This is a genomic window from Clostridium sp. AN503 (genome assembly GCF_040719375.1).
In the GTDB taxonomy this organism is placed as follows: domain Bacteria; phylum Bacillota; class Clostridia; order Lachnospirales; family Lachnospiraceae; genus Brotaphodocola.
Genome location: NZ_JBFDTP010000001.1, coordinates 538,496 through 550,908, shown reverse-complemented (window position 1 = coordinate 550,908; position 12,413 = coordinate 538,496). Strand labels below are relative to the sequence as shown.

The following is a 12,413-nucleotide window of genomic DNA, read 5'->3' as shown; positions in this document are numbered from 1 at the left end:
TCGGGCCAAGTTGGCCCGAAGCTCCGCCTTATCAATGAGCGCCAAAGATGGATTTTGCGAGGGAGCCCGTCTTAAAGAGCGTAAAGCAGAGCAGGACGGTATAGCCCACACAGCCCCATATCGCGCCGATCATGTCCCCGCCCGTGGCAATTCCCTGTATCAGCACCGCATAGATAGCGACACAGACGATAATCAAAAGCCCTTGGAAGCCCACCGCCAGCAGGGAGCGGAAATAGTTCTGGCCCATACTCCCGATTTCCCGGTTGACTACCGTTGCAAGGGGAATCGGGGCAAGGCTCGTCATTAGGTAAATTTCAATCATTCTCCCGTAGACAATCACGAAAATCACGATATTGAGAGCGGTCATGGTAAAGCCCACAAAGAAGGATTGGAGCCAGAGCCCCAAGAGGGGGCCGAGCTCCATCGCCTCCAACTGCGTCTCCATATCGGCCATCATATCCGGGGTGATTTCGGTGCTCCCCTGTATCAGTCCCGCCGACTGCTGGACAACGGACTGCGCCATATCAAACACGCCCATCACGATATTGAAGGTATTGGACAGAATGAGAATGGCGCAGAAGGTCTTGAATATCCACTTGAAAAATATCCATGTGTCTATATCGTGCAGGTTGTTCCGCTCAACAAGTAGCTGAATGAGCTCGTAGCACATGACAAAGGTGAGCACCAGCCCGGCGATTGGGAGAATGACAGTCTCGGAGAGCTGCCGTATCATGGAGAAAACCCCGGCGTTCCATGCCGCCGGGGCCGTCCCCACTTGGTCTGCAATCTCTCCGACCTGCGCGTTTACGTTGTCAAAGAGCCCGCCGAGGTTGCCCATGATACCGGCAACCAGCAGGCCCTTGAGCCATTCCGCGATTGCGTCGAAGATTATCTGCATGGCGTCTCCTTATCGTTTAGCTGAACAGGCCGGACAGCAGGGGAATGAGCGTTGTTCCAATCAGGATAATCCCGCCGCCGCTCATAAGCTGTTTAATTCCCTGGCTCTTGGCTCCCGGGTTGTCCGAACCGTAACCTTCCAAAAGATTGACCACGCCCCACACGCCGAGGCCCGCGCCGATAGCGATAACAAGGATTTTCAGGGTGTCGATAGCAGAAGCAAAAAATTCCATATAGTTTTCCTCCATTCAAAATGTTTATTGTTGTGGGGCAAACGCCCCGGCTACGAAAAAAGCCGCCCATTTCAGGCGGCGGGAACCTCGGGCCAACTTGGCCCGAGGTCAGGCGAAGGCGTCCGGGTCGTCCAGATCGTCATAGTTGAGAATATCGTCCTCGGCGCTGTCTACGTCCCCGGCCCCGTAAACCTCGTAGACTTCTTCGGGGTTCAGTTTCAGCCGGGTGCTAATCAGCTTTTCCAGACGGAAGGCGTTGCGCTTCTTGTCGGCCTCCGCCGTGTATTTATAGTTTGGGTGCTTTTTCAAATCGTACTTTGGGGACAGGAAGGGCCGGAGCCCCCGAAGCTGTAAGATACATTTGCTCCCGTCCATTGTGGTGAGCTCGTCCATTGTCATCAGCTCTTTGCCGAGCCGCTGGAGGTTCTGGCCGTAGCTTTCCGACTGGCCCCGCGTCCGGCTCTCGGTATACATGGAGATAGTCTCTTTTCCCAGTACCTCCGAGATTTCCTTAATCGTGGAGTGCTCCCGGCCCCCGAGGAAGATAACCGAATCCATGTTTCCCAAGATGGTTTCGGAATTGTCTTTGTACAGGGCCTTGCACTGGCTCATGGCCTGATAGAACAGGCACAGGCTGATTTCCCGGGAGCGAATGACAGCGACCATTTTTTCGAGCTGCGGCACTTGTCCCGTGTTGGCGGCCTCGTCCCACAGCACCCGTACATGATGGGGGAGCCGCCCGCCGTAAACGTTATCGGCTTTCTCACAAAGCAGGTTGAACATCTGCGAGAAGGCAAGGGCCACGATAAAGTTGTAGGTGCTGTCCGTGTCGGAAATGCAGAAGAACAACGCCGTTTTCTCGTCTCCGAGCCTGTCAAGCTCTAACTCGTCATAGCTCATAATCTCCCGGAGCTCCGCAATATCAAAGGGGGCCAGACGTGCGCCACAGCTAATCAAGATACTTTTCGCGGTCTTGCCGCTGGAAAGGCGGTACTTGGCATATTGGCGCACCGCGAAGCATTGGGGCTTGCGCTTGGCGAGGCCGTCAAACATATAATCAACGGCATTTTTGAAACTTTCATCATCCTCCCTTACTTCCATGCTGTTAATCATTTCGACTAACGTATTCATGTTCCGTTCTTCCTCCGGCCCCTCAAAGACGATATAGGCCACAAGGGCGCAGTATAAAAGCGTCTCGGCTTTCGTCCAGAACTCGTCCCCCTCTTTCCCTTGTCCCTTTGTGTTGGTTATCAGGGCGTTGACGAATTTCAGAACGTCGCTCTCTGTCTTAATGTAGGCCATCGGGTTATAGTGCATACTCTTTCGGAAGTCCACCGAATTGAACACCTTGATTTTATAGCCCTTCCTCTTTTGCAGGAAATGTCCCACTTGGGAGAGGACGCCGCCTTTCGGATCTACGCACACATACGAGGAATGGGCCTGTAATAGTTGCGGGGTCAGCCAGAACCGGGTCTTTCCCGAGCCAGACGAACCGATAATACAGCAGTTGAGATTTCGGGCGTTGGCCGGGATTTTGGGCCGGGTGTTCATGGTGAGAAATTCCGTCCCGGTCAGTATCACGTTGTTTTCAAACTTCGGGTCTATGAATGGGGCTATGTCTTTGGCCGTTCCCCAACGGGCCGAGCCGTATTCCACGTCCTTCCTGAATTTCTTTGCGTTCTTCACTTTGTTGTAGACCACCAGCCGGAGCGCCACGGCCCCCACAAGGCCCACCAGCAAATCGAAGCCAGAGAGGCCCGGCGCGATTGTCCCGAAGGCCGGGCCTATGGTTTTCATCATGCCTATGAGCTTCGCGCCGAAGTCCGCACCTGTCGCAAGGCGGTACGCCTCCCCGAGCTTACAGAAGAACCAGAAAATAAACAGGTACGGGAGGTTGGGAACCACATATTTTTTGATTTTGGCGTTCACCGTTCCTGCACCGCCTCTCTGGTCTTTTCCCGTTCCTTCTGCCGGGTCTTGACACGGCCCACGGCCTGCCGGAGCCCGCGCCGGATAGAGGGCTTGTCTTTCTGGCGGGCCATCACCCGCTTGGTATACTCGGAAAATGCCGCCGTGATGGCGTCGGCCTGTCCCGCCTTGAAAAACAGGAGATAGTCCTTCGGGCCTACCTTGTGGAACGCATAGTCTACATTGAATTTCCGGGCCACCCGGTCAAACAGGCGGGCGTCCCCCTTTAGCTGGATACTGTTGGACTGTCCGACGTGGCCCATGAGCTGTTTCACGGTCTGCCGCCCGTGGGGCGTGAGCGCGTCCCGGTTGTGTTTCTGCACTCCGGCCAGAAACTTCTGGCACGCCATGAACAGCACCCGGCCCGTCAGCTTTGCCGCCTGTACGGATATAGCCACAGTCTTTCTTGATACTTCTTCTTCCATTGATACCTCCTTCCCGTCCGGGAGCCGCCGGTTAAAACCGGAGGCCCCCGGGGATATGGGAAACCTCGGGCCAACTTGGCCCGAGGTCTACCGCTCGTCATGTGCCACCGCCGGAGCTGTCTTTTCCTTCTTCGGCGGGCTCGTTTCCTTATGCTCCTGCATGGTTTTCAAGATCGAAGGCTGTCTTTCGGCGGCGCGTTCCAGACGGTCAAGACTGGCAACCGCCTTATCCAGACTGTTCCGGGCCGCAAGGAAACAGGCCCGTTCCGCCCGGTAGGGGGCCTGTACCGTCTTTGCCAACTTTCCGGGGGCCTTCGCCTCCTGTACGGCCTCCTTCCCCATCAGGGCCCGTCCTATGTTTTTCAAGTGCCGCCCGGCTTCGTGGTATTCGGCGCTTACGGCCTCTATTCTGGAAATGGCCTTCTCGTCAGCCTGTATGCCTTCGTTAATGTTGTTCCGCAGGGCCGCAAGCCCCGGCTTGATATGGAAGAACCGGGCGGCGTGATCCAGCGCGGAAATTCCACGCTCCTTCACAGCGGCCAATGTATTTTTACAGCCTTCAATGATACCGGCTTTCAGCTCTGCGAGACTGTCACGCAGGGCAAGAATACGGTCTTGCAAGACAACGATTGATTTTTGCAGGACTGATTTTAACGGGTGGTTCTTCATTTTCTCCAAATCCTGCCGCATGGCTTTCAGCTCGTCAACCGCGCTGGCAAGCTGTTTTTCCATCTCGGAAACATGGCCGATAGCCTCTAACAGTTCCTTTCCTGCCGGAGACTGGTTTGCTTTCAGCAGGGCCAGCAGTTCCTTTACATACTCATTTTCAGCAATCGGCGTTTCCACGGCGGGCGCTTTCTTTTTTGGCAATATTCACACCTCCTTTCGTCCGGCCAGCAAAAACCTCGGGTCAAGTTGGCCCGAGGCGGTTTACTGGCGATTGTCACGGGGCTGTGTCCGGCCCTGCTGTTTTACCGCGATTATGCCCTCTAAGGTGGTCGCTGTGATGTTGAGCCGCCCGGCAACGGCAATATCGTTCTTTACGTCCTCATTGACACCGCCGCCGCAGAGCACCAGCACATGAGCCCGGCGGAGCATATCGCGGGAAATGTCAATCCCGCTTTTGTGTTCCTCGGGAATATCGTCATTCAGGAACAAATGCAGGTAGAGCAGGGGGCAGACCGGGGAAAATCCGGCCTCATAGACCGCCCTGCAATACCGCGCCGCCTGCTGTGTGTCAGCCTCCCGGTCGCCCGTCCATGCGGCGGTAATGTATGCTAAGGGTCGTTTCATGGGGTTTCCTCCTTCCTGTTTGCGCTTAATAGGGAGCCCATCCCCTCCGCCCCTTCCCGTGGGAAGGGGAACGGCTCAAAGGAATATATATCCCCGTCGCTTGACTACTACAAGCACAACCGGGAAAGGCTGTCAAGGGCTTCGCCGCCGCAGGCGGTGGCGCGGGCGCCACCCTTGACCGCCTTCCCCGGTTGCGCTATACAGACCACGGCGACGGGGAATATATTATATCCTTTGAGCTTCGGGGCGCGGGGCTTAAGCCCCGCATTTAGGCAGGAACCTCGGGCCAACTTGGCCCGAAGCCCCGTCTTATTTCTCCTTCTCCGCCTTTTTCTCGGGCTTTGCGTGTTCCTTCTGCTTGCCCTTCCAGTCGTCCAGCAGCTTGATAATCTGCTCCTTCATTTCCTGCGGGGTCTTTTCCTTCCCGAAATACTTTTCCAGCTCTGCACCATTGATAATCACTTTGTCTACCTCCTTCTTTTCTTCCAGCATAATTCCGTCAATCACATCACCGTTGAGCACGCCCTTCTGATCGAGCTCCCGCATACGCTGTGCCTGTGAGAGAGAAGGGGCCGACTGCTGTGCGTCAATAGCAACGGCGATATACTGCTGATTTTTCGGCGCGATATAGGCAAGCTCCACGGCGGGAGTGAATTTGATCCGGCCCTCGTCCATGGCCTTTGAGAGCTCCGGCACAAGGTCATTGAGCTTGATATACCGCTGAACCTGTTTAACCGTCATTTTATTGCGGAGGGCCACAATCTCATTGGAGCGTTTCCCGGCCTCCTTCGGGTCAATTTGGCCCGAAGTCTCCCGCGCACCCTGATGTTTGATAGCCTCCAACTGCATTTTCAGGGCCTTTGCCCGCTCACTGGGAAGGATATTTTCACGCTGGTTGGTATTGTCCTCCACCATCTGCGTGATGGCCTGTTCATCGGTAAGGTTGCGGACGATACAGGGCATATCCAAATATCCGGCAAGCTGGCTTGCCTTCTGGCGGCGGTGGCCGGACACGATTTCATAGCCGCCGCCCTCACGGGGCCGCACAATGGCGGGCTGTGTTACGCCCTTATCCTTGACACTGGCAACCATAGCCCGCATTTCTTCATCATCACGCACCTGAAACGGGTGATTTTTGAAGGCGTGGAGCTCGGACAGGTTGATATGGACAATCTGCTCCGGCTCCCCGGAACGCGGGGCCGCCACAGGCCCGGCGGGCTTTTCCGGCTCCTTCGGCTTCTCGGGGGCCGGAGCCTCTTTTTTCGGCTCGGCCTTTTTGGCGGCGGGCGGCTTATCCGATTTTTCAGGGGCTTTTTTTACCGCCTTCGGGGTGCGGCCCGCCTGCTTCTCCGACTCTTTCTTTTCCTTCTGTTCCGTTTTTGCAGGTTCGGCGGGCTGTTCTTTCCCGGCCTCCGCCACCTTTGCCGCCTTTTCTTTCTCCGCAACGATTTTATCAATCATAGCGCCGGAAATATCAATGACGTTTCCGGGGCGGCTCTTATCCGCCGGGCCTGCCGCCTCCGCCTTTTCCTGTTTCGGGCCGCTGTCCTTTTCGGGGACCGGGGCCTCTTTTGCCGGGGGCAAACCTGCGGCCTCTTTGGCGGGCGGCGTATCCTTGCCGGGGGTATGCTGTTCAGGAGCGGTGGGGCCGTTCTTGGCCTGTTCCTCCGGCTTCAAATCTTTTTTATCATCAGCCATTCAATTAACCTCCTTCATTTTGGCATGAAAATAGGGCCCAACTTTTTCAGTCAGGCCCACAAGCGGCCTCGGGCCATGTTGGCCCGAAGCATGGGAATTGTCCTCCTTTCCACCTCACAACGGAAAACGCCGCCCGTAGTCTCTACTTGGGCGGCGCTTGTCCGGTAACGTGATAAGCTCATATTTTATTTTTTCCCTTGTTTACGGGGTATATAGTCACTTTCCTTTTAACAGCGGCCCGACCGGCCCTACAGGAGCGGCGGGGACGCCGGGAGCCACGGGAGCAACCGGCCCCACTGGAGCGGCGGGGATGCCGGGAGCAACCGGTCCTACTGGAGCGGCAGGGATTCCGGGAGCCACGGGAGCAACCGGCCCCACTGGAGCGTCGGGGACGCCGGGAGTTACCGGCCCTACAGGAGCAGCGGGGACGCCGGGAGCCACGGGAGCAACCGGCCCTACAGGAGCGGCGGGGATTCCGGGAGCCACAGGAGCAACCGGCCCCACTGGAGCGGCGGGGACGCTGGGAGCCACGGGAGCAACCGGCCCCACTGGAGCGGCGGGGGCGCCAGGAGTTACGGGAGCAACCGGCCCCACTGGCGCAACAGGGGCCACGGGTCCAACGGGGCCGGTGCCGGATGATGTATTTGCATCTTTTAAAAATTTTGGAGTCGGGCCAGAGGATGGTACATTGCTGCCGCTTGATCCTGTAGTGGTAGATCCGACAGGACAGATCGTGACACAGGATAATCAAAGAATCTTACTGGCAGCAGGATATTATCTGATCTCGTATCAGGTATCGGGACTTCTTAGAGAAAAGGGATATATGCAGATCACGCCGTATTATAATGATGCAGCGCATTTGGACGAAGGTATATATTTTATGACGGGAGACGGGGTCAGCAGTGCGGCTGGATCAGCGCATTTGATTGTAGAGACATTAGAGGGGACCAGATTCAGCCTGACCTTTAACAGCAGTGTCCGGGTTTCGGAAGTTCAGACGACGATAACCATTCTAAAATTGAGGAGGACATTATGATTACGATCAGTCTGTGTATGATTGTCAAAAATGAGGAACCTGTCATTGCACGTATTTTGGAGCAGATGAAAGACATTGCAGATGAAATGATCATTGTAGATACAGGATCAGTAGACCAAACAAAAGAAATAGCAAAAAAATATACAGATCAGGTATTTGAGTATCCATGGAAGCAGGATTTTGCCGCGGCTAGAAACTTTGCATGTTCCAAAAGCACTATGGATTATTGGATGTGGCTGGATGCAGATGATGTTTTACCGGAACCGGAACAGAAAAAATTGCTGCGTCTGAAAGAAGAGCTTGATCCTGATACGGATGTGGTGATGATGAAATATCAGACCGGGTTTGATCAGAGCGGAAATGTATCATTTTCTTACTACCGGGAACGGTTATTGAAAAATGGACGCGGTTTTTACTGGGAGGGTAAGGTGCATGAAGCTGTGACGCCCCGGGGAAAGATCCTGTATTCCCCAATCTCTATTGAACATCGGAAATTGGGGAGTGGGGATCCGGACAGGAATCTGAATATCTATGAAAACATGCTGGAGAACGGGGAACGTTTGGGCGCAAGGCATCTGTTTTATTATGCAAGGGAATTGTATTACCATCAAAAATATGAGAAGGCAGTTGAGGTATTTGGAGCATTTTTAGAAGACAGGGACGGATGGGTTGAGAATAAGATAGAGGCATGTATACAGATGGCTTCCTGTTTTGAGCACATGGAAAAGGAAAATGAGCGTCTTAAAGCATTGTTTGCCAGCTTTGTCTTTGATATTCCGCGGGCGGAGGTCTGCTGTGAGATCGGCAGGGCCATGATGGACCGGAAAGATTACCGACAGGCTGTTTTCTGGTATCAGCAGGCGCTCCTTAAGGAGGCGCATGAGGATTCGGGAGCATTTATCCAATGGGACTGTTATGGTTACCTTCCGGCAATACAGCTATGTGTCTGCTATGACCGGATGGGGGATTTTGAGAAAGCGCTGGAATACCATAAAAAATCTATGGAATACAAGCCTGATTCACCGGAAGTCAAATGGAATAAAACGTATTTTGCAAAACGTTCTGCACATTTGGAGGAACCGGACGTCCGGTAACTTGTACACAAACCACATCGCTTTTTCATATAGTACAGTATGCCGGCATGAAAAAGCCAGCAAAGTATAAGAAGGGAGAATGCGATGGATTACAATTGCTATAATAATACAGAGTTTCGTGAAATTCCGGAGTATGGTGGCTGCAACAGAAGTTACTGTTGCTGGCAGTGATGGGCCAATGGGGCCGATGGGACCAATGGGGCCAATGGGGCCACAGGGGTGTCCGGGAATGGAGGGCCCTGCCGGGCCGACAGGGGCTACAGGGGCAACTGGTTCCACCGGACTTACGGGAGCAACAGGCCCGACGGGAGCAACCGGTGTCACGGGAGCAACAGGCCCGACGGGAGCAACCGGTGTTACAGGGGCGACTGGACCTGCCAGCAGTACGAGTACTGCTAATTGCGCCTGTAAAGAACAAATGAGAAATATAATACAGCAAATTATTACGTTATACCCCAATAATGATCTATTTATCACTTTGGAGAGTGGAGATGCAGTTGTTGGCCGTCCGGGACTTTTGACATTAGGCCCCAATGGACGTGCTGGAGTATTTGAGGTGATAAATTCTCAGAGTTTAGGGCAGTATTTGTCTGTATGTAGTATCGATACAATTCAAATAAACAATGCAACATATAATGATGCAATTACCTATTTGCCAGGACCGGTCCCTGCTCCGACAGATTGCTGCGCTGATTGCGAAATAACGATTCGTTCTCTTTTACCTGTCGGAACGGATGCGAATATAATAACAAATACTCAAACCCCATCAACGGGAACGGTCATAAGGAATGAATACGGTATGATCGTGCTTGCGAATGAAGCTGTTACCAATATAACCTTTGTTTCAACCTGCAACATAGATCTGTTTTACAGATAAAACCTGAAATGGGTGGGCACAACTGTCCACCCATTTGCGCGTTATCTGACTTGTACACCAACATCATCCATTGCTCATATATTATAGTATGCTCAGAGGAAATATCCAGTATGTTATGAGATGGGCAGGCCGGACTGACCGGTGAAACAGACCAGGCCGTTTTCGACAATTTATGATACGGGTATCTGATGGCTAATAGAATCAAAGAGAGGAGAACATCATGTTTTTTAATTATCAAAATGATAACGTCGGAGATTTTGGCGGTTGCAGGTCCGATGATTCTACATTACAAAATAGAGAGCTGACAGAAGTTGGGTGTGGCAGATATAACTCATATGGGTGTGAGTGTAATAATCAATGCGGCAATTGCTGCAGTCAGGGACCAACAGGACCCAGAGGTCCCATGGGGCCTCCCGGATGTCCTGGGCAGAGAGGTCCCATGGGGCCGCAGGGATGTCCTGGTATTGTCGGTGCAACTGGCCCGACAGGAGCAACTGGTGCAACAGGGGCTACTGGAGTGACAGGCCCGACTGGAGTGACAGGCCCGACTGGAGTGACAGGCCCAACCGGAGTGACAGGGGCTACTGGAGTGACAGGCCCAACTGGAGTGACAGGCCCAACGGGTGCAACAGGCCCCACCGGTGTAACAGGTCCAACTGGAGTGACAGGCCCAACAGGCCCAACAGGCGCAACAGGTCTAACTGGTGCAACTGGTCTGGCAGGAGCAACTGGTTTAACTGGAGCGACCGGCCCGACCGGGGTGACAGGCCCGACTGGAGCGACAGGCCCAACGGGTGCAACAGGCCTGGCAGGAGCAATCGGCCTAACCGGTGCAACTGGTCCGACTGGAGCAACCGGCCCGACTGGCCCGACCGGTCTTGCGGGAAGTTCTGCTATTGTTCCATTTGCTTCAGGTATCCCTGTAACTTTGACAACGATTGCGGGAGGACTGGTTGGTACTCCGGCTTTTGTGGGATTTGGCAGCTCAGCTCCTGGATTAACCATTACAGGTGGTGTTATCAACCTTACGAATCCGGCAGGGACGTTAACTAACTTTGCTTTTTCTATGCCGAGAGCTGGTACGATTACAAGCATAAGCGCATTCTTCAGTACAACGGCAGCATTATCATTGGTAGGCTCTACTATCCAGATTACTGCCCAGCTTTACAGCTCCAGTACGCCCAATAACCAGTTTACTGCTGTGCCTGGCGCAGTTGTCACACTTTCGCCGGCATTGACAGGTGTGCTTTCAGTTGGTGCGATTTCATCCGGTATTACAACTGGACTAAATATTACTGTGACAACACAGACTCGTTTAATGCTTGTATTTTCAGCGACTGCGTCAGGTTTGTCGCTGGTCAATACTGTTGTAGGGTACGCCAGTGCGGGTATTGCTATTTCTTAATAGATGAATCATTTTGCAAGTGCGTTTTCTGACAATGTTAATACAGACGGCGGCATATAAAGAATAGGAGGGGAATAGCATGTTTTTTGGCTACCAGAATGATATGAATTATGGCAGGGATTTTGATTGTGACGAATCAGAAAATTCTTTTGTAAGAAGCATAGAGTCGGAAAGATCTGTGGCTGGCAGATATAATTCGTGCGGGTGTGGTTGCAATAATCCATGTGATAATTGTTGTTGCAATCGGGGACCTACTGGTCCTGAGGGCCCAATGGGGCCGCAGGGATGTCCGGGACCAATGGGGCCGCAGGGATGTCCGGGTCAGAGGGGCCCGCAGGGAGTAACTGGCCCTACGGGAGTAACTGGTCCTACCGGTGCAACTGGGGCCGCCGGAATGACAGGCCCCGCGGGAGCAACTGGGGCAACCGGGCCGACTGGTGCGAGTGGAGCGACAGGCCCCGCGGGAGCAACTGGGGCAACCGGGCCGACTGGTGCGAGTGGAGCGACAGGCCCCGCGGGAGCAACTGGGGCAACCGGCCCCACCGGCGCGACTGGATCTACCGGTGTTACCGGACCTGCTGGTGACAATGCAGCCTGTGCCTGTGTTGCTCAGATGCAAAATGTACTTCAGCAGATTATTCAGCTTTATCCAACGGATAATATTGTGGTATCAATGGAAAGCGGGGACAATGCAAGCGGTCGAGCTGGCAGCCTTTTGCCGGCTCCAAATTCAAACCCCAATGCCGGTCTTCTCCAGCTGACCAATAGCCAGGGCGTGGCACAGGAAGCAGTTTCCATCTGCAGAATTGCCTCGGTCAGGGTTACCAGTACAACCTATAATAATGCCATCACATACCTTCCTGCGCCAACGCCAACACCAACAGGCTGCGGAGCGAACTGCGAAGCTGCTGTCCGTTCCTATCTTCCGGTAGGAACTGCTGGAGTCAGTATCAAGGCTGGGGGACAAACGGTAGGGCAGGGAACTGTTCTGGTTAATCAATTTGGCATTCTGGTACTTGTAGGTGCCAACAACAGTGATCCCACCTTTGTTTCTGCATGTAAAGCAGAAATACTCACCAGATAAATCCACGAAGCATATCCACGGAACATGTGACACTGCTGGCATAGATTTTTTGCCGGTTAGAAAAAATTAGTACGGTATGCTGGTTCTTTTAAAGCCTGAAGAGGGTGTCGCTCAATCATCTATGTTAATGATTTTGCGCCCCCTCTTTTTGTGTGCGGTATAGTGATAATGCTGATTTCTAATGCCTGTCCGATGACTTGTACACCAACTTTGGGTTTTATTCATATAATACAGTATGCTGACAAAGAATGTTAAGCATGTTTCATCAGACCATCCGCAGGAGTGAAGGCTGGAGAAAACATCGCTGAACTTGTGCCGAATGGCGATTCTGTGCTAATGGCCTTTTGTTTTTAAACAGTCATGGAACCATGTGTTGTAAAAAGTTAAGAAGGAGGATTGTTAT

The 12,413-nt window shown here is 53.3% G+C and carries 11 protein-coding genes and 1 pseudogene; 5 read left to right on the top strand and 7 right to left on the bottom strand.

The genetic code is table 11. The features are described from left to right. Positions 1 to 31: 31 nt before the first annotated feature. The 7 genes from AB1I67_RS02270 to AB1I67_RS02240 all read right to left on the bottom strand — a co-directional run bounded on the left by AB1I67_RS02270 (position 32) and on the right by AB1I67_RS02240 (position 6,514). Entirely contained in the window at positions 32 to 898 is an 867-nt protein-coding gene (locus AB1I67_RS02270; protein WP_160210645.1) for a VirB6/TrbL-like conjugal transfer protein, CD1112 family, read from the bottom strand. A gap of 16 nt (positions 899 to 914) precedes the next feature. Beyond that, complete coding sequence (locus AB1I67_RS02265; protein ID WP_002575635.1) at positions 915 to 1,130, bottom strand: Maff2 family protein; 216 nt, start codon at positions 1,128 to 1,130, stop codon at positions 915 to 917. A gap of 108 nt (positions 1,131 to 1,238) precedes the next feature. Beyond that, on the bottom strand, positions 1,239 to 3,059 hold the full coding sequence (locus tag AB1I67_RS02260; RefSeq protein WP_367028194.1) for a VirD4-like conjugal transfer protein, CD1115 family: 1,821 nt from the start codon (positions 3,057 to 3,059) through the stop codon (positions 1,239 to 1,241). Then, complete coding sequence (locus AB1I67_RS02255; protein WP_367028193.1) at positions 3,056 to 3,523, bottom strand: PcfB family protein; 468 nt, start codon at positions 3,521 to 3,523, stop codon at positions 3,056 to 3,058. The genes AB1I67_RS02260 and AB1I67_RS02255 overlap by 4 nt, the downstream gene beginning before the upstream one ends. Positions 3,524 to 3,610: 87 nt before the next feature. Next, positions 3,611 to 4,393 (bottom strand): DUF6674 family protein, encoded by a 783-nt coding sequence (locus AB1I67_RS02250; protein WP_367028192.1) that lies wholly within the window; start codon positions 4,391 to 4,393, stop codon positions 3,611 to 3,613. 60 nt (positions 4,394 to 4,453) lie between these two features. Beyond that, positions 4,454 to 4,816, bottom strand: a complete 363-nt coding sequence (locus AB1I67_RS02245) for a hypothetical protein (protein ID WP_367028191.1) — start codon at positions 4,814 to 4,816, stop codon at positions 4,454 to 4,456. Between the two features lie 309 nt (positions 4,817 to 5,125). Then, on the bottom strand, positions 5,126 to 6,514 hold the full coding sequence (locus tag AB1I67_RS02240; protein ID WP_367028190.1) for a ParB/RepB/Spo0J family partition protein: 1,389 nt from the start codon (positions 6,512 to 6,514) through the stop codon (positions 5,126 to 5,128). A 169-nt stretch (positions 6,515 to 6,683) separates the two neighbouring features. Between AB1I67_RS02240 and AB1I67_RS02235 the strand changes: the two genes are divergently transcribed. The 5 genes and pseudogenes from AB1I67_RS02235 (at position 6,684) to AB1I67_RS02215 (ending at position 12,010) form a co-directional block, all read left to right on the top strand. Beyond that, positions 6,684 to 7,550 carry a hypothetical protein gene (locus AB1I67_RS02235; RefSeq protein ID WP_367028189.1) on the top strand — a complete coding sequence of 289 codons (867 nt, stop codon included), beginning with the start codon at positions 6,684 to 6,686 and terminating at the stop codon, positions 7,548 to 7,550. Then, on the top strand, positions 7,547 to 8,644 hold the full coding sequence (locus AB1I67_RS02230; protein ID WP_367028188.1) for a glycosyltransferase family 2 protein: 1,098 nt from the start codon (positions 7,547 to 7,549) through the stop codon (positions 8,642 to 8,644). The genes AB1I67_RS02235 and AB1I67_RS02230 overlap by 4 nt, the downstream gene beginning before the upstream one ends. Before the next feature lie 79 nt (positions 8,645 to 8,723). Beyond that, complete coding sequence (locus AB1I67_RS02225) at positions 8,724 to 9,521, top strand: collagen-like protein (RefSeq protein WP_367028187.1); 798 nt, start codon at positions 8,724 to 8,726, stop codon at positions 9,519 to 9,521. Positions 9,522 to 9,900: 379 nt separating this feature from the next. Continuing rightward, positions 9,901 to 10,926 (top strand): annotated as a pseudogene (locus tag AB1I67_RS02220) (exosporium glycoprotein BclB-related protein); the annotation flags it as partial. Positions 10,927 to 11,539: 613 nt separating this feature from the next. Beyond that, positions 11,540 to 12,010, top strand: coding sequence for a hypothetical protein (locus AB1I67_RS02215; RefSeq protein ID WP_367028186.1), 471 nt, complete (start codon positions 11,540 to 11,542; stop codon positions 12,008 to 12,010). Positions 12,011 to 12,413: the final 403 nt, after the last annotated feature.

Excerpts from the sequence above, each read along its gene's own strand:
- AB1I67_RS02270 (WP_160210645.1), bottom strand. The coding sequence starts at position 898 with ATGCAGATAATCTTCGACGCAATCGCGGAATGGCTCAAGGGCCTGCTG.
- AB1I67_RS02265 (WP_002575635.1), bottom strand. The coding sequence starts at position 1,130 with ATGGAATTTTTTGCTTCTGCTATCGACACCCTGAAAATCCTTGTTATC.
- AB1I67_RS02255 (WP_367028193.1), bottom strand. The coding sequence starts at position 3,523 with ATGGAAGAAGAAGTATCAAGAAAGACTGTGGCTATATCCGTACAGGCG.
- AB1I67_RS02245 (WP_367028191.1), bottom strand. The coding sequence starts at position 4,816 with ATGAAACGACCCTTAGCATACATTACCGCCGCATGGACGGGCGACCGG.
- AB1I67_RS02240 (WP_367028190.1), bottom strand. The coding sequence starts at position 6,514 with ATGGCTGATGATAAAAAAGATTTGAAGCCGGAGGAACAGGCCAAGAAC.
- AB1I67_RS02230 (WP_367028188.1), top strand. The coding sequence starts at position 7,547 with ATGATTACGATCAGTCTGTGTATGATTGTCAAAAATGAGGAACCTGTC.
- AB1I67_RS02225 (WP_367028187.1), top strand. The coding sequence starts at position 8,724 with ATGCGATGGATTACAATTGCTATAATAATACAGAGTTTCGTGAAATTC.
- AB1I67_RS02215 (WP_367028186.1), top strand. The coding sequence starts at position 11,540 with ATGCAAAATGTACTTCAGCAGATTATTCAGCTTTATCCAACGGATAAT.